Genomic DNA, 16,287 nt, shown 5'->3' with positions numbered 1-16,287 from the left:
TGACTTCGCTCCCTGAAATGGGTATTCTTGGTGCTGTTACCAAACTGTAACCATTGAAAGGAGTGAATATGGCGCACATCATTCCGCCATACTACCATCATGCGAAACCTGTTATCTTTTGTTTTGGGCGTGATTTCACGCCTGCTCTACCTGCTTCTGCGGCTCATCCTGCTGCTCGACCGCACGATCTGCCGCGTATACGATCTGCCGGTCTGGAGCCGGTTCGCCGGCGTTCTGCGGCAGGCAGGCCGCCGCCGTTCGGTCTGTGCGCTGAGCGTATTCGGACTGCTGTTCCTGCTGCCCGCTCTGCTGCTGACCCGGCCGGGCACGCTGCTGCTTGCAGACGGTCAGCCGCTCGGTGTCATCGAGGATAGCGCAACGCTGCTGAACGCAGTAAACGCGGTTGAATCCAGTGCATCTGCCGTTTCCGGCACGGACTATTACCTGCCGCTGCGCCTGCAGGCCAAACCGGTGCGGACAGCTGCTCCGCTGCTGACGCAGGAGGAACTCGAGCGCAATCTCATTACTGCCAGCGGCGAGTTGGACACGCTTGCCATTATTTCGGTGGACGGCAAACAGACCGCCATTGCCGCCGATACGGACGGCGCGCAGGCCGCGCTCGACCGGATCAAGGCCGCGTACACGACAGCGGCAGACGAAAACGTACACTTCCTGCAGACCGTCCGCGTGGACAAGGCCGTTGCGCCAGCCGCGCTTGCAGAGACCGATTCCACGCTGTATGATACCCTGTCGCAATGCCTTGACGTGACTGCGACCCGCGCCGTCACCTACACCGAGCAGATTCCGTTCGACACCGTGACGCAGAAGAACGAAAATCAGGACCAGACCTACCGTGAAACCGTTCAGCAGGGCTGTGCGGGTACCGCGCAGGTCACCGCCGAGATTGAAACCGTGGACGGTGAGGAGCGCACGCGCACCATCCTTGCGCGCACCGTGCTCCGGCAGGCCACCGACGAAATTGTCGAGGTCGGCACGCGCAATGTCGGCATCGGCACCGGAGAATTTGCCGTACCGCTGAACAGCTACACGTTCACCTCGGCGTTCAAGTACCGCTGGGGACGCCTGCACGGCGGCGTGGACCTCGCCGTGGACGAAGGCACGCCGGTCTATGCCGCGGATAACGGCAAGGTCATCGTTGCAGAGGACTCCGGCAACGGCTACGGAAGCTATATCATCCTCGACCACCGGAACGGCTTCAAGACGCTGTACGGGCATAATTCACAGCTGCTCGTGTCGGTCGGCGATGTGGTCAGCAAGGGCGATAAAATCGCGCTTTCCGGCAATACCGGCAACTCCACCGGCCCGCATCTGCATTTTGAGGTGCAGGTGAATGATGAAAAGGTAGATCCGACGCAATACGTTAATCTGTCATAATTTTGCAATCATCTCAAATTTATAACCATGTAAACCGTAGGGCAGGATGAGGTCATACCCCAGAGCACCTTCTCTTGCCCTTTGGGCAATTCACCTTGTCCCGCCCTGCAATAAAGCCTCATCCTATGCAGCAATAATTACTAATTTCTAACTACTAATTAAAAAAGAGAGATTGGTTTCCCAATCTCTCTTTTTGATTACTCCATCGCTTCGACTTCATCAATCTTGGTGAGGTACTTATTCTGATAGAATTTGAGCTTCTCCGCGAACTGCGGGGTCTCCTTATATGCCTGCTTGACGTAGGCGTGCGTATCAAACTCGGCTGCGCCCTCGGCCAGCTGGATGGTATAAATGGCGATATTCGAGCAGTGGTCGCTGATCTTCTCAAGGTCATGCACAATATCCAGGAAGTGGATACCGGTCTGCATGGTGCACTCGTTCCGGCCCAGACGCTCGATGTGGCGGCTCTTGAGACGCTCCTTCATCGTATCCACGACTTCTTCCAGCGGCTCGACCATACGGGCGGTCGAAACAGCCTGATTGTCATAGCCGTCAACGGTCATGTCGAGCACCTCGGCAACCGCTTCGCACATGGTGCGCAGTTCCTGCATCGCACTCGGCGAGAAGGACAGACCGGCCTCACGGAACTCGTCGGCACGCTCGAAGATGTTCTGCGCATAGTCACCGATCTTCTCAAAATCGGACAGCGAGTGCATCATCTCGGCCATCTGGCGGCGTTGATCGACCGAACGGATGTTGTGGATGGTAGTCAGGTAACGGCCAATCTCAACCTCTGCACGGTCGAGGAAGGCCTCGTGCTCGTGGAAGATCTCCTCGTTTGCAGCCGCGCCGCCGAACAGCGGGTCGGTTGCCAGATGGAAATTCTGCTTGGCAGTGTCGCCCATGTCAGCAATGCAGCGCTGTGCCTGATCGAGTGCCAGGGACGGCGTGGTCAGGAAGCGAGGCTCCAGCTTTGCCAGCGGATCCTCCTGCGTCTCCTCTGCGGGCACGCTCGCCGTTGCCAGCTTGACCAGCAGACCGGTGAACGGCAGGAACAGCACCGTACAGGTGAGATTGAACAGCGTATGGAAGTTTGCGATGCCGCCCTTGTCGATTGCGTTATCCCAGAAAGAGAAACCAACCGTGTACTGAATCGCATAAATGCCGATCAGGAACAGGATGGAGCCGATCAGGTTGAAGTAGAAGTGTACCATCGCGGTACGGCGGGCATTCTTGGAGCCGCCCACCGAGGACAGGAATGCGGTGATACAGGTACCGATGTTCTGACCGAGAATGATCGGGATAGCAGCCGAATAGGTGATCGCACCCGTGGTGGACAGCGCCTGCAGAATACCAACCGATGCGGAGGACGACTGGATGATCGCGGTAACGCCCGCGCCGACCAGCACGCCGAGCACCGGATTGGAGATAGCAGCGAACAGATCCGCGAACTGCGGCAGATCAGCCAACGGTGCAACCGCGCCCTCCATGACCGACATGCCGATGAACAGAATACCGAAGCCGGTGAAGATATCCGCGATATCGCGGGTACGGCGCTTTTTTGCAATCATCATAATGATTACGCCGACAAGCACGATGATATATGCCAGATTCTTCGGCTTGAGCAGATCCATGAACAGGCTGCCGCTGCCCTCGCCGCCGGACAGACGCAGGATCTGCGCGGTAATCGTAGTACCGATGTTGGCACCGAGGATAACGCCGACCGACTGCTTGAGCGTCATGATACCGGCGTTTACAAAGCCGACAACCATAACGGTCGTTGCGGACGAAGATTGAATGACCATGGTAACGACCATGCCCATCAGCAGAGCCGTAACGACATTGCCCGTCATTTTTTCAAGCGTTTTCTCCAGTTTAGAGCCTGCTGCGCGCTCCAAACCTTTTCCCATTGTCGTCATACCGTAGATGAACAGCGCAAGACCACCGATCATCTGCACGATTGACAGCACATCAAAACCCATATGCTTCCTCCCGTTTTGTTACACAATCATTTTCATTATTTCTTTACGATTTACATACATTTTAATTATATGGTTTTTACATGGTACTGTCAATAAAAATTGCGTTAATACGCAGGCTTTACACACATTTAACATTGGTTTGCCTACCCGGCAGGGGCACAAGAGGGTAGACACCTGCGGTTTCCACCCTCTGATTTTCACCCCTTTCCCTTTGGGATAGCACGGCGAAATTTGCAGAACTGAGACTATAAAGGAACGGCAGAGGATTTTTTCTTCCGTAGGGGCGGACCAATGTGTCCGCCCATTCCCCTACCTCTATGCAATGCCAGATACATTACTGCTACACATATGGTTTACTCTACGCAGACGCAACACAAGGTGAATTGCCCGAAGGGCAAGAGAAGGTCCTCTGGAGGATACCCGTGTCGCGCAACTCGTTGGCTCGTTATTACGGACGGCACCTACGAATATAATCCATTAATATCATTTAACAACTATCCGTAGGGCGGGGTGCCCTCACCCCGCCGTTCCCCAATAACCCCCATATGTTAAACCCAACCGGAGACATTGTTTCATCTGTACGTTCATTTTCCATTCTCCATTTTCAATCCTCAATTACTCCACAGAACGCAAAAAAGGACCCCAAAGGGGGTCCTTTTCTGTGTGCGTAAGGCTCTTACTTAATATTATCAAACAGTCCGGTAAAATCAAACGTTGCAAAGTAGTCCTTCGGGGTCTCTGCGCGGCGGATCATCTCTACCGAGCCGTCCTCGCGGAGCAGCAGCTCTGCGGAACGCAGCTTTGCGTTATAGTTATAACCCATCGAGAAGCCGTGCGCGCCGGTATCGTGGATATAAACGTAATCGCCGATGTCAATCTGCGGCAGATTGCGGTCAACGGCAAACTTGTCGTTATTTTCGCACAGACCGCCGGTCACGTCGTAGGTATGATCGCACAGCGCGTTTTCCTTGCCGAGCACGGTGATATGGTGGTATGCGCCGTACATCGCCGGACGCATGAGGTTTGCCGCGCAGGCGTCCAGACCGGCATACTCCTTATAGGTATGCTTCTGGTGGATGCACTGGGCAACCAGAGCGCCGTAAGGGCCAAGGATAAAGCGGCCCATCTCGGTGTAGATGGCAACATCGTCCATGCCGGCCGGAACAAGAACCTCGTCGTATGCCTGATGCACGCCTTCACCGATGGCCATGATGTCGTTCGGCTCCTGCGACGGACGGTACGGAATGCCTACGCCGCCGGACAGGTTGATGAATGCGATATGCACGCCGGTCTCCTTCTGCACGTCAACCGCCAGCTGGAACAGGATGCGTGCCAGTGCCGGATAGTACTCATTGGCAACCGTGTTGGAGGCGAGGAATGCGTGAATGCCGAAATGCTTAACACCCTTTTGCTTCATGTACTTGAACGCTTCGACCAGCTGCTCGCGGGTCATGCCGTACTTGGCCTCCTGCGGGGTATCCATGATGGAGTTGTTCAGCACGAAGTCGCCGCCCGGATTGAAGCGGCAGGACATGGTCTCCTTCCAGTCGCCTACTACCTTGTCGTAGAAATCGAGGTGGGTAATATCATCGAAATTGATGATGGCGTTCAGGTCGGACGCGAGCTTGTAGTCCTCTGCCGGAGTAACGTTGGAGGAGAACATGATGTCATGCTCCTTTACGCCGCAAACATCGCTGAGCTGCAGCTCGGGCAGGCTGGAGCAGTCACAGCCAAAGCCTTCCTCATGCAGAATCTGGATGAGACGCGGGTTCGGCGTCGCCTTAACAGCGAAGTATTCCTTGTATCCCGGATTCCACGCAAATGCTTTCTTTACCTTGCGGGCGTTCTCACGGATCGCCTTCTCATCGTAAATGTGGAACGGAGTCGGATAGGTTTTGGTGATCTCCTGCACTTGCTGGAGCGTCACAAAGGGTTTCTTTTCCATTGGTGTGTTCGCCTTTCCTTTACTGGGGTATTCAATCGGTATTCTTACCGAGAATTCGCTCAAATCGACGGCGCATATCGTTTTCCATGCGCTGAGTCTCGATTTCATCGATATCAACGATACGGCCGTCCTTGATGATGACCACCATGCCCTCGCACAGCATTGCCGGTGCATCGGCACGGTCGAAATTCACCATTTCGCCGTTTACTTCAACGACTACGGAATCGCCTTCAAAGCGATCTACAATTCCGGTCTGCTTTGTCATAGCAGTCTCCTCCTCGCCTCATTGATTCTGGGCGGTACCACATTGGGTATTCCCTTTTACTTACATTACTTACTCTTAAATTCTGCAGATTACTCTACGCAGTGATGGTAGGAATCGAACTCATCGGTCACTGCCTTGGTCGGTGCCGGCGTCAGCAGGCTGACAACAACGATGGCAAGCAGACCGAACACAAAGCCCGGCACGATCTCATACAGATCGAAGATGCCGCCGGACAGCTGCGCCCATACCAGATCGACCACGCCGCCAACGATAATGCCGGCATACGCGCCCTGCTTGTTCGTGCGTCTCCAGAACAGCGAACACAGAACCAGCGGACCGAAGGCAGAGCCGAAGCCGCCCCATGCGTAGGATACCAGACCAAGGATGGTGCTGTTCTGGTTGGTTGCGATCAGAACAGCGATAATTGCTACCGCCATAACGCAGCCGCGGGAGACCCACATCAGCTCCTTCTCGCCTGCGTTCTTGCGGATCTTGTTGTGGTAAAAGTCCTCCGTGATAGCGGATGCGGTAACCAGCAGCTGGCTGTCCGCAGTGGACATGATGGCTGCCAGAATAGCCGACAGGAAGATACCGGCGATGAATACCGGGAAGATCTTCGCTACCATGTTAATGTAGATGGTTTCCTGATTGCCGTCATTGAGCAGCAGTCCGTCGCCGAGGAACATACGGCCGGAAACGCCAATCATGATAGCTGCGGTCAGCGAGATAAGCACCCATACCGTAGCAATGCGTCGGGATTTCTTGATCGCCTGCGGAGACGAAATGCCCATGAAGCGCACGAGGATATGCGGCTGACCGAAGTAGCCGAGACCCCATGCAAGCAGCGAGATGATGCCCATTGCAGTATACGGCACGCCGGTCGCACCGTCAACGAGCATATTCAGGAAATTCGGATTGAACGCTTCCACCTGCGAGAAGAACTCGGTCGGGCCGCCCATCGAGAAGATAGCGATGGTCGGAACCGCGAGCACGCAGAAGAACATCAGGATGCCCTGGAAGAAGTCGGTCCAGCAAACAGCGAAAAAGCCGCCTGCAAACGTGTACGAAATAACGACTACTGCACCGACCAGCAGCGACACTATGTACGGAATGCCGAATACGGACGAGAACAGCTTCGCGCAGGATACAAAGCCGGACGCAGTGTAAAACAGGAAAAACACCAGAATGAACACCGCTGCAACAACCGAAATCCAACCGCTTTCATCGTGGAAACGGTTTTTGAAGAACTGCGGCAGCGTAATCGCATCACCTGCGGTTTTGGTGTACTGGCGCAGACGCTTTGCAACGAGCAGCCAGTTAAGGTAAGTGCCGATGGCCAGGCCAATGGCAATCCAGCCTGCGGAAATACCGGACAGGTACGCCGCACCCGGCAGACCCATCAGCAGCCAGCCGGACATATCGGATGCCTGCGCACTCATGGAGGTTACCCACGAGCCAAGCTGTCGGCCGCCCAGAAAATACTCATTTGTCGTGCGGTTTTTGCCGACGAAATACATGCCTATGCAGAGCATAAAGATCAGGTAACAGCAGAATGCCGCTATTGTGATTATGCTGTCGAAAGTCATATGTTTTACCCTCCTAAAATTTCACTTTAATTATACACGGAAACGTGCAATTTTGCAAGATTTCACGAAGGAAATTGCATCTTTAGCGAAAAATATACACTTTGCACAATTTTCCGCCAAGAAAAATGACAGCAGTTATCACAAACGCACCCAACATATCCTCATTCTGCAATAGCGGACGAGTTCTCCTGCATGAGAAGGTGTCCGGCGGTACGGTCGATGCCAATGGCGCCAAGCGGCGCGGTAATCAGGATGGCGAGCACCGCCACCGAAAGCACCAGCTGTCCGCACGACAGACCCATCGACAGCGGCACCGAGCCGATGGCCGCCTGCACGGTTGCCTTCGGCAGATAAGCGATGACGCAGAACAGACGCTCCTTCCGGTTCAGCCCGGTACCGAGCATGCACAGGCTCACGCCGACCGCGCGGAACACGAGCGCAAGTGCGATCATGAGCACAGCGGCGGCACCGGCCTGTACTGCGCAGCGGATATCCACAGCCGCGCCGACCAGCACGAAAAGAATCGCCTCGGCAGCGATCCACAGCTTGCCGAACTTGGCAGACAGACGTTTGGTGACTTTTTCCGAACTTTTGATCTTGAGGACGCACGCCATGCTCATAACGGCCAGCAGTCCGGACACGGAAACGATGCCCTTGAGCCATGTCTCTACCGCCATCAGCAGGAACGACAGGCCGAGAATCAAAATAACCTTCGTACTGTTGCGGACGTAACAGCCATGCCGGTACGCGGTTTCAAGGAACAGGTGCAGCAGCAGACCGACAGCCGCACCGAGCACCACGCCGAGCACAATGGAAATCGGGATGTTCACGAAATCCATCATGTTGGCACTGCCGCCCTGTGCCATGCCGACAAAGGTCGAGAACAGCACGATCACATAAATATCGTCGCAGGACGCGCCCGCCAGTATCATCTGCGGAATGCCCTGCCCTGTTCCCCGCTTTTCTTCCATCAGCTGTACCATTCTCGGCACAACCACCGCCGGAGATACCGCGCCGAGCACGGCACCCATGACGGCCGCTTCTATCCGGTTGATGCCCAGAATGTGCGGCGCGAGCAGGAAAAACGCCAGAATCTCACAGCTTGCAGGCACGCACGCCATCATGACCGCCGGACGTCCCACCCGCTTGAGGTCGGACAAATCGAGTGACAGACCCGCTTTAATTAAAATAATGATGAGCGCCATCTGCCGCAGGTCGGACGAGATGGACAAAATGGAATCGTCCAGCCAGTTCAGCACATACGGCCCTATCAGAATGCCCGCGAGCAGCATACCGATGATGCGCGGCAGACCGATCCGGCTGCATAGTGCCGCCGCAGCCAGACCGAGCAGAAATACGAGCGCGAGTGAAGTTAACATAGTTTTTCCTCCCAGAAACGCAGAAAAGCCGATGGCATCTGCGCAGAATTAGTACGCAGAAGCCATCAGCTTCGAAAGCAGTTCAGATAAATAGTGCGGCAAAAGTAGCGTATACAGCGCGCAAAGAGCAAGGAAATTTTACGCAGGCATGCTGTCGCATGGCAAGTGAAATTGACGATGCTATTGGCGTGCTGTATGCGCGCACTTGTCGCAATATTTGTCTGAAGTGCTTTTATAAGCGGTTTAGGACGTTTGTCCAAGGGAGAACCTCATTCCCCTGTTGCAGTTCTTATTATAAGGTATAGAAACCGGTTTGTAAAGCGAAATTTACAGCGCCATCGCTCTCGCCAGCTTGCTGGTCGGCTCAACCACGAGGTCAAGCTGCTGCGCCAGCTCTGCGGCAAGCGCGTGGAAGGTATCCTCACTGCCTGCGACATACTCAAGTTCGATCTCGCACAGCGGCGCCGCTTTACCGTTATGACGCAGTTCGCCTTCGTCAAGCGCCATTTCGCACACGGTGTCGTCCTCCTGCAGCAGAACCGCACACCGGCGGAACGAAACCGTGCAGATTTCCTGCAGGTCGGCTGCCAGCGCCCGCTCGCACAGGTCGTTCGGTGCACCAAGCTCGGGCAGTCGGCGCAGACCGTCAAGCAGAGAGACCGCCTCGCACTGGTACTCCTCGTGGGCGCGCATGCCGTCCGGCGTATCCGTGTTGCGCAGCTTCATGCAGCACACGCTGCGGTCGTTCTCGCGGCGCAGACGCAGTGCCGCCTGATGTTCCTTCAGCAGTCCGTCCGCCGTGTCAAAATAGCTGGATTCCATGTTGATGGTTCGGCTCTGGCTGCCAATCCGCGAGGAAGCCCACAGCAGCGCCTGACCGAGCAGCTTTTCGTCGGCACGCCACTTATATTCCTTCTCCATCGTTTTATCCATTATCGCACCTGTCCGTTTCCGTAAATGATATACTTGGTGGTGGTGAGCGCGGTCAGACCCATCGGGCCGCGTGCGTGCAGCTTCTGGGTAGAAATGCCGATTTCAGCGCCGAAGCCGAACTCAAAACCGTCGGTAAAGCGCGTAGACGCATTGACATAGACAGCCGCCGCGTCCACTTCCTCCAAAAATCGCTGCGACGCATCATAATCGCGGGTGACGATACACTCCGAGTGGCCGGTGTTAAAGCGGTTGATGTGGTCAATGGCCTCATCGAGCGAATCGACCACCTTGCACGAAATCTCGTAGCCGAGGTATTCTCTGCCGTAATCCTCCTCGGTCGCAGGCGCAATGCTGTCACCGAGGATGTCCATCGTGCGCGGACAGCCGTGAATTGCCACATGCTCGGGTGCAAGGCCCTCTGCTGCCATCGGCAGAAATTTCTCCGCAACGTCCTTGTGGACGAGCAGGCTTTCCGCCGCATTGCATACGCTCGGGCGCTGGCACTTGGCGTTGACGAGAATATTCTTCGCCATCTCAAGGTCGGCAGTCGCATCAACGTAAACGTGGCAGTTGCCCGTGCCGGTCTCGATGACGGGCACGGTCGCGTTCATGACAACCGAGCGGATCAGTCCTGCGCCGCCGCGCGGAATCAGCACATCGAGATAGCCGTTGAGCTTCATCATCTGGGTTGCGGTATCGCGGCTGGTGTCCTCCACCAGATTGATAGCGTTCTCCGGCAGACCCTCGGCCGCCAGTGCCTCGCGCATCAGTCTGGTCAGGCACATGGAGGACCGGAATGCCTCCTTGCCGCCGCGCAGAATGCACGCCGAACCGGCCTTGAAGCACAGCACAGCCGCATCCACGGTAACATTCGGACGAGCCTCGTAGATAATGCCGATCACGCCCATCGGCACGCGCTTCTGACCGATGTTCAGGCCGTTCGGACGCTTATGCATCCAGAGCACCTCACCGACCGGGTCGGGCAGCGCCGCCACCTGACGGCAGCCTTCGGCGATGCCCGCAATGCGCTTTTCGTCCAGCATCAGACGGTCGATCAGGCCGTCGTTCAAACCTGCCGCTCTGCCGTTTTCAATGTCAATCCTGTTTGCCGCGATGATCTCGTCCGCATGTGCCATCAGCGTGTCCGCAATGGCGAGAATGCCGCGGTTTTTGTCGTTCGTGCCGAGCTTCGCCACCGCGTACTTAGAGCGGCGTGCGTCCTCGGCAATCTGCATAAGCGTTCTCATTATATATTCACCTCATAATCTGCACAATTTATCTCGTAGGGCGTGACGACCTCGGCACGCCGCTGTAAACCATCTGCAATTCGTTAGAAACGGCGCGCCGAGTCGTCGCGCCCTACGGTATACGTTAGCGTTCGCGTTGGAACAGGGTTCCGACTTCCTTACCGTCCACAATATCATAAAGCAACCCCTGCTTATCGCCGTTGGCGACCATCATGGGAATGCCTGCGTCCATGCAAAGCTCTGCGGCGGTGATTTTGGTCGCCATGCCGCCCGTGCCGTGCGCGGAACCGGCGCCGCCCGCCATGCGGCGGATTTTTGCGTCGATCCTGCCGACGTGGTTAATCAGCTTGGCCTGCGGGTTGGTGCGCGGGTTGGAGTCGTACAGGCCGTCGATATCCGAGAAGATAACCAGCAGATCGGCATCGCACATGCGTGCCACAACCGCGGACAGCGTATCGTTATCGCCGAAGTTCTCGATGTGCTTCAGCTCGGCGGTTGCAACCGTGTCGTTCTCGTTGATGATGGGCACAACGCCGATCTTGGTCAGCGCGGTAAACGTGTTATGGATGTTGGTGCGCTGGTCGTCATCGACGATATTCTCGCGCGTCAGCAGGATCTGCGCCACGTTAATGCCATATTCCAGAAACATCTTGTCGTAAATGTGCATCAGCTCGCACTGCCCGACAGCCGCTGCCGCCTGCTTGACCGACAGCTCCTTCGGTCTCTCCGCCAGACCGAGCTTTGCCGTGCCGACCGCCACCGCACCCGAGGATACGAGCACCATCTCGAAGCCGCGGTTCTGCAGGTCGCTGATCGTGCGTACCAGACGCTCGATACGGCGGATATTCGGCTTGCCGTTGTCATAAGTCAGCGTCGAGGAGCCGACCTTGACGACAATGCGCCGGACCTCGTTCATGTTCAGCATAAAAATGACCTCCAAAAGATAACGTGGAAGCCTTTTCCCGGACTTCCGCCAATATACACATTTTATCACACTAAAACGCGAGAGACAAGCCGAACACAAATCTTTTACACTTTATACACATTGTGAAAATTTTATACGGAGATTTTTATCGTTTGCACAGAATTTTTATTTCAAAACCCGTCATATTGTGCTATACTATATTTTATCTTCTTATGCCCAAATTCGACAGTACCGCTTTTCAGCGGCGCTGTCCGCATATATATTATAATGAAAGGAAGGGACCCGTTATGGCAAACCGCATGGTTCTTCATATTGCCGGTCAAAAATACAATCTGGTCTCCGACGAGAGCGCGGACTATATGAATGAGGTAGCCGAGCTGGCACGCCAGACCGTGGCGCACTGCGGCGGCTCGCCGTCGTTCGCGTCCACACGCGCGCTGGCACTGGCAACGATCACGCTGGCGGATGATTACATCAAGGCCAAGTCTGCCGCCGAAGCCGCTGAGGCAAAATGCCGTGCCCTCGAAGCCGAGCTTGCCGCACTGCGCGACCGGCAGGCGCAGAATAACGGCAAGCACCCGAATCACAACCGCAAATGAGGAATAAAGTAGAACTTCTTGCTCCCGCCGGTTCGCCGGAGGGCATTCGCGCCGCTGTGCAGTCCGGCGCAGGCGCGGTCTATATGGGCTTCGGCATGTTCAACGCACGCCGCAACGCACAGGGCTTTTCGCATGACGAGATGGCGGACGCCATCGCCTACTGCCGCGCACGCGACGTAAAAACCAATATTACGCTCAACATTCTTGCGGGCGACCGCGAGCTTGAGGACGCACTCGAGGACGCAAAATTCCTGTACGAAGCAGGCGCGGACGCGCTCATCATTCAGGATCTGGGACTGGCGCGGCTCATCCACGCACACGCGCCGGATTTCGCGCTGCACGCCTCCACCCAGATGACCATTCACACGCTCGACGCGGCCAAGCAGGCGCGCGACATCGGCTTTTCGCGCGTGGTGCTCAGCCGGGAATGCTCCCGCGAGGAGATCAAACTCATCACCGAGCAGGCCGGTGTCGAGACCGAGGTGTTCGTGCACGGTGCGCTGTGCATGTGCTACTCGGGTCAGTGCTACCTGTCCGCCGTGATCGGTCAGCGCTCGGGCAACCGCGGTCTGTGTGCACAGCCGTGCCGCCTGCCGTACAGCGGCGGCTATCCGCTGTCGCTCAAGGATCTCATGCTCGCCGGACACGTTGCCGAGCTTTCCGACTGGGGTGTGTCCTCGCTCAAGATCGAGGGCCGCATGAAGCGTCCGGAGTACGCCGCTATTGTAACCAAGGTCTACTCCGACCTGCTCCGCGAGCACCGCAGACCGACCGCCGAGGAGCGCGACATTCTGCGCCGCGTATTCTCGCGCGACGGCTTCACCGACGGCTACTACACCGGCAAGCTGGGCGACAGCATGTTCGGCACCAAGACCGATGTGCCGATGAACGAGGTAAAGAAACTCTATGACGAGGCCGCGCATCGCTTTGCCGAGGGCAAGGAGGCACCGCTCGTTCCGGTTTCCCTCTGCTTTACCGCCCGCAAGGACACCGGCGCGGTGCTCAGTGCGGACGGCGTTTCGGTCGTCATGCCGGTGGAGCAGGCGCAGAACCGCCCGACCACACCGGAGATGATCGAAAAATCGCTCAGAAAGACCGGCGGCACGCCGTTTTATATTGAGAATATGCGTATCGAGGTGCAGGACGGTCTGATGATCCCAGCGTCCGTGATGAACGGCATGCGCCGCGATGCACTCGACCTTCTGCTGGCAAAACGCGGCGTTGCGCCCTCCCGCGACTGGCTGCACGGCAGCGTGCTGCCGCGCGACGATGAGACCGCTGCCCGCGAGGGCTTCCGCGGCTATACCGCAACCGTGCGCACTAAGGCGCAGGCGGATGCGCTGCGCGAACTTGGTCTGGAGACCGTTTACGTCCCGCTTGAAGTTGCAGCGCAGACCGGACTGCCCGCCATCCTGCCGCGCGTGTTCTCGGACAACGAGCAGCCGCAGATCGAGATGCTGCTCGGTGAAGCCATGAGCCGAGGAACCGACACGGTTCTCGCCGGAAACATCGGCCACATCCCGCTTGCAAAGAGATTGGGCTTTACCGTGCACGGCGATTTCGGTCTGAACGCCTACAACAGCAAAACGCTGAGCGCACTGGCTGAAATGGGCGTTTCCCGCCAGACGCTTTCGTTCGAGGCTCGTCTGGCGCAGATTCGAGATATGCGCGGCCCGCTCGAGACCGACCTGATCGTCTACGGCCGTCTGCCGCTGATGATCTTTGAAAACTGCGCCATTCGCCGTCAGCACGGCGGCAAGTGCTCGTGCCAGAACGGCGTGACGTACCTCACCGACCGGCGCCGGGAGCGTTTCCCGCTGCTGAACGAATTCGGCTGCCGCAACACGCTGCTGAACAGCCGTCCGCTCTGTCTGCGCGAGGATTTTGCCCGCCTGGGTATACAGACCGCGCGTCTGCAGTTCACCATCGAATCGCCCGAGGAATGTACACGGATTGCCCGCGCGTTCCTGTCCGGCGCACCGCTGGACGGCGAATTTACCAACGGATTATATAAAAGAGGAGTCGAATAATGGAGATCGTTTTAGCGTCCGCTTCGCCGCGGCGCAAAGAGCTTCTGAGCCTTATCACCGAACACTTTACGGTCTGCCCTGCCGATGCGGACGAAACCCTGCGGGATGCGCCGCTCGGTGAGGAAGTCACCCGTCTTTCCCGCCTCAAGGCCGAGGCTGTGCAGGCGCAGCACCCGAACGCCGTGTGCATCGGCTCGGATACCATGGTCACGATCGACGGACTGCGCCTCGGCAAGCCGAAGGACGCGGACGAGGCCGCTTCCATGCTCCGCCGTCTGCGCGGACGCACCCATGAGGTGCTGACCGGACTTGCCGTGCTCACGCCGGACGGCGGGGCGCACACGCTGCACACCTGCACGCGCGTCACCTTCCGCGATTTTGCGGAGGACGAGCTTGCCGCCTACCTCGCCACCGGAGAGCCGCTCGACAAAGCCGGCGCCTACGGCATCCAGGGCCACGGCGCACTGCTCATCAAGGGCATCGAGGGCGACTATTACAGCGTCATGGGTCTGCCTGTGGCTCCGCTTTATACCATTCTGCGCGATATTCATGCGGTATAAGCCGCATTTACCTGCTGAAATTCCACATTTCAGTGCAACATTATGAAAGGAAGATTCGTTTTGCGACGACGTCATAAAGTCGGCTCTCCGCTCCTGATCGGTGCGGCAGTCGTCATTCTGCTGTGCATTCTCTCCGCAGTGTACAGCGGCATCAGCGGTAATTCCTCGCCGATCACGAGAGCCGCCGGTGCGGTTGTCCGGCCGTTTCAGCGGTTCGGCACCGGTGTCGGACACTTTTTCAGCAAGGGACTGGATTATTTCACCGAGTTTGATGCACTCAAGGCCGAGAATGAGCAGCTCAAGCAGCAGATCAGCGACAATGCACAGCTTGTGCGTGACGCACAGATCGCGCTCGAGGAAAACAACCTGCTCCGCTCTCAGCTTGGGCAGCCGGAAAGCACCCGCAGCACCACGACGGTCAGCGCTGAGGTCATCGCCCGCAGTCCGGGCGACTGGGCGGATACGCTGACGCTGGACAAGGGCAGCTCGAGCGGCGTCAACAAGGACGATCTCGTAACGACCGTGGACGGCATGCTCGGCTTTGTCAGCGAGGTGACCGACAACACCTGCGAGGTGACTTCCATCACCGACCCGAAAATGCAGTGCGGCGCGCTTGTCACCCGCACGCGCGAGACCGCCATTGCGGAGGGCGACTATAACCTGATGACACGCGGTGCGCTTCGCCTGTCCTATCTGCGCGAGGACTCCAAGGTGGTCGTCGGTGATACGGTCGAGACCTCGGGACGCGGCGGTGTATTCCCCAAGGGCATCCTCATCGGCACGGTGGAAAGCGTACAGCCGGAGGAAAGCGGCCTGTCCTACTATGCGGTCATCAAGCCGTTTGTCAGCGTGGACAGTGTTTCCTCGGTTTCCATCATCACCGAATACACGGACACAGCGGAGTAAGCCATGCAGAGAGAACATATTTCCATCCCGAAGCTGATCGTGTATGTGCTGTTTTCGGTGATTATCTTCGCGCTGCAGACCGGCACGTTCGGCGGCATGCGCATTTTCGGCTCTGCGGTCGATCTGCTGCCCGCACTCGTCACGGCAGCCGCGCTGCTCGGCGGCCCGGCGGAGGCGGCTGTTGTCGGCTTGACGGTCGGCATCTGCTATGACCTCAGCTTCACCGGCGTGGACGGTCTCTATCCCCTGTTTTTCCTGCTGTTCGGCTATGCCGCCGGAAAGCTCTGCCAGAGACTGCTCACCCGCAATTATATTTCCATGCTCATCCTTACGGCGTTTGAGTGTGTGCTGCTCGGTCTGCTGCGGTATCTCTTCTCGCTGATGCATGCAGGCGCGTCCTTCCTGATCGTCCTGCGGCAGCTTGCCGTCGGTACGGTGCTGACCTGCCTGTTCTGCTTTATCGTTTACCTGCCGCTGCGCAGGCTCAGCAGCAAATCCCGCAAGCGCAGCCGCTGACCCTTTGCGGAAAGGAGCA

Annotated in this window: 14 protein-coding genes; 6 read left to right on the top strand and 8 right to left on the bottom strand. The window is 57.1% G+C overall.

The annotated features are described in order from the left end of the window. Positions 1 to 99: 99 nt before the first annotated feature. Positions 100 to 1,395, top strand: coding sequence for a M23 family metallopeptidase (locus PGS25_RS10755; RefSeq protein ID WP_270418647.1), 1,296 nt, complete (start codon positions 100 to 102; stop codon positions 1,393 to 1,395). 197 nt (positions 1,396 to 1,592) lie between these two features. Here the strand turns inward: PGS25_RS10755 and PGS25_RS10750 are convergent, their stop codons facing one another. From PGS25_RS10750 to proB, 8 genes are all read right to left on the bottom strand, one after another. Next, on the bottom strand, positions 1,593 to 3,377 hold the full coding sequence (locus tag PGS25_RS10750; RefSeq protein WP_118478622.1) for a Na/Pi cotransporter family protein: 1,785 nt from the start codon (positions 3,375 to 3,377) through the stop codon (positions 1,593 to 1,595). A gap of 676 nt (positions 3,378 to 4,053) precedes the next feature. Beyond that, positions 4,054 to 5,322 carry a diaminopimelate decarboxylase gene (locus PGS25_RS10745; RefSeq protein ID WP_270418646.1) on the bottom strand — a complete coding sequence of 423 codons (1,269 nt, stop codon included), beginning with the start codon at positions 5,320 to 5,322 and terminating at the stop codon, positions 4,054 to 4,056. A gap of 31 nt (positions 5,323 to 5,353) precedes the next feature. Further along, positions 5,354 to 5,587: a DUF3006 domain-containing protein gene (locus PGS25_RS10740; protein ID WP_117490977.1), complete on the bottom strand. Its 234-nt coding sequence runs from the start codon at positions 5,585 to 5,587 to the stop codon at positions 5,354 to 5,356. 89 nt (positions 5,588 to 5,676) lie between these two features. Continuing rightward, positions 5,677 to 7,173: a sodium/proline symporter PutP gene (gene putP / locus PGS25_RS10735; RefSeq protein WP_270418645.1), complete on the bottom strand. Its 1,497-nt coding sequence runs from the start codon at positions 7,171 to 7,173 to the stop codon at positions 5,677 to 5,679. 161 nt (positions 7,174 to 7,334) lie between these two features. Beyond that, complete coding sequence (locus tag PGS25_RS10730; RefSeq protein ID WP_270418644.1) at positions 7,335 to 8,552, bottom strand: cation:proton antiporter; 1,218 nt, start codon at positions 8,550 to 8,552, stop codon at positions 7,335 to 7,337. Positions 8,553 to 8,879: 327 nt separating this feature from the next. After that, on the bottom strand, positions 8,880 to 9,485 hold the full coding sequence (locus PGS25_RS10725) for a CYTH domain-containing protein (protein ID WP_118360206.1): 606 nt from the start codon (positions 9,483 to 9,485) through the stop codon (positions 8,880 to 8,882). Further along, positions 9,485 to 10,732, bottom strand: coding sequence for a glutamate-5-semialdehyde dehydrogenase (locus tag PGS25_RS10720; RefSeq protein ID WP_270418643.1), 1,248 nt, complete (start codon positions 10,730 to 10,732; stop codon positions 9,485 to 9,487). The genes PGS25_RS10725 and PGS25_RS10720 overlap by 1 nt, the downstream gene beginning before the upstream one ends. A 124-nt stretch (positions 10,733 to 10,856) precedes the next feature. Then, entirely contained in the window at positions 10,857 to 11,657 is an 801-nt protein-coding gene (proB, locus tag PGS25_RS10715; protein WP_117490982.1) for a glutamate 5-kinase, read from the bottom strand. A gap of 287 nt (positions 11,658 to 11,944) precedes the next feature. Here proB and PGS25_RS10710 point away from each other — a divergent pair, with 287 nt between their 5' ends. Genes PGS25_RS10710 through mreD form a run of 5 tightly spaced genes read left to right on the top strand, consistent with a single transcriptional unit; the run spans position 11,945 to position 16,268 of the window. Continuing rightward, a complete protein-coding gene (locus tag PGS25_RS10710; protein WP_158574630.1) occupies positions 11,945 to 12,256 on the top strand; it encodes a cell division protein ZapA in 312 nt (103 codons plus the stop codon). Beyond that, a complete protein-coding gene (locus tag PGS25_RS10705) occupies positions 12,253 to 14,286 on the top strand; it encodes a U32 family peptidase (protein WP_270418640.1) in 2,034 nt (677 codons plus the stop codon). The genes PGS25_RS10710 and PGS25_RS10705 overlap by 4 nt, the downstream gene beginning before the upstream one ends. Then, the gene (locus tag PGS25_RS10700) at positions 14,286 to 14,846 is read left to right on the top strand and encodes a Maf family protein (RefSeq protein ID WP_270418638.1); all 561 of its coding nucleotides are present in this window, start codon (positions 14,286 to 14,288) and stop codon (positions 14,844 to 14,846) included. Before PGS25_RS10705 ends, PGS25_RS10700 begins: the two co-directional genes overlap by 1 nt. Positions 14,847 to 14,906: 60 nt before the next feature. Next, positions 14,907 to 15,752, top strand: a complete 846-nt coding sequence (gene mreC / locus PGS25_RS10695; RefSeq protein ID WP_158575586.1) for a rod shape-determining protein MreC — start codon at positions 14,907 to 14,909, stop codon at positions 15,750 to 15,752. Positions 15,753 to 15,755: 3 nt separating this feature from the next. Then, a complete protein-coding gene (gene mreD / locus PGS25_RS10690) occupies positions 15,756 to 16,268 on the top strand; it encodes a rod shape-determining protein MreD (RefSeq protein ID WP_270418637.1) in 513 nt (170 codons plus the stop codon). The last annotated feature ends 19 nt before the right edge of the window (positions 16,269 to 16,287 follow it).

It is taken from the genome of Butyricicoccus sp. AM78-15b2TA, from assembly GCF_027665985.1.
Taxonomy (GTDB): domain Bacteria; phylum Bacillota; class Clostridia; order Oscillospirales; family Butyricicoccaceae; genus Agathobaculum; species Agathobaculum butyriciproducens.
The sequence above is the reverse complement of the archived record's forward strand: the minus strand, read 5'-3'. Positions and strand labels throughout refer to the sequence as shown.

What these genes read in the sequence shown, in the direction of transcription:
- PGS25_RS10755 (WP_270418647.1), top strand. Translation starts at nt 100, where the DNA reads ATGCGAAACCTGTTATCTTTTGTTTTGGGCGTGATTTCACGCCTGCTC.
- PGS25_RS10750 (WP_118478622.1), bottom strand. Translation starts at nt 3,377, where the DNA reads ATGGGTTTTGATGTGCTGTCAATCGTGCAGATGATCGGTGGTCTTGCG.
- PGS25_RS10745 (WP_270418646.1), bottom strand. Translation starts at nt 5,322, where the DNA reads ATGGAAAAGAAACCCTTTGTGACGCTCCAGCAAGTGCAGGAGATCACC.
- PGS25_RS10740 (WP_117490977.1), bottom strand. Translation starts at nt 5,587, where the DNA reads ATGACAAAGCAGACCGGAATTGTAGATCGCTTTGAAGGCGATTCCGTA.
- putP (WP_270418645.1), bottom strand. Translation starts at nt 7,173, where the DNA reads ATGACTTTCGACAGCATAATCACAATAGCGGCATTCTGCTGTTACCTG.
- PGS25_RS10730 (WP_270418644.1), bottom strand. Translation starts at nt 8,552, where the DNA reads ATGTTAACTTCACTCGCGCTCGTATTTCTGCTCGGTCTGGCTGCGGCG.
- PGS25_RS10725 (WP_118360206.1), bottom strand. Translation starts at nt 9,485, where the DNA reads ATGGATAAAACGATGGAGAAGGAATATAAGTGGCGTGCCGACGAAAAG.
- PGS25_RS10720 (WP_270418643.1), bottom strand. Translation starts at nt 10,732, where the DNA reads ATGAGAACGCTTATGCAGATTGCCGAGGACGCACGCCGCTCTAAGTAC.
- proB (WP_117490982.1), bottom strand. Translation starts at nt 11,657, where the DNA reads ATGCTGAACATGAACGAGGTCCGGCGCATTGTCGTCAAGGTCGGCTCC.
- PGS25_RS10710 (WP_158574630.1), top strand. Translation starts at nt 11,945, where the DNA reads ATGGCAAACCGCATGGTTCTTCATATTGCCGGTCAAAAATACAATCTG.
- PGS25_RS10705 (WP_270418640.1), top strand. Translation starts at nt 12,253, where the DNA reads ATGAGGAATAAAGTAGAACTTCTTGCTCCCGCCGGTTCGCCGGAGGGC.
- PGS25_RS10700 (WP_270418638.1), top strand. Translation starts at nt 14,286, where the DNA reads ATGGAGATCGTTTTAGCGTCCGCTTCGCCGCGGCGCAAAGAGCTTCTG.
- mreD (WP_270418637.1), top strand. Translation starts at nt 15,756, where the DNA reads ATGCAGAGAGAACATATTTCCATCCCGAAGCTGATCGTGTATGTGCTG.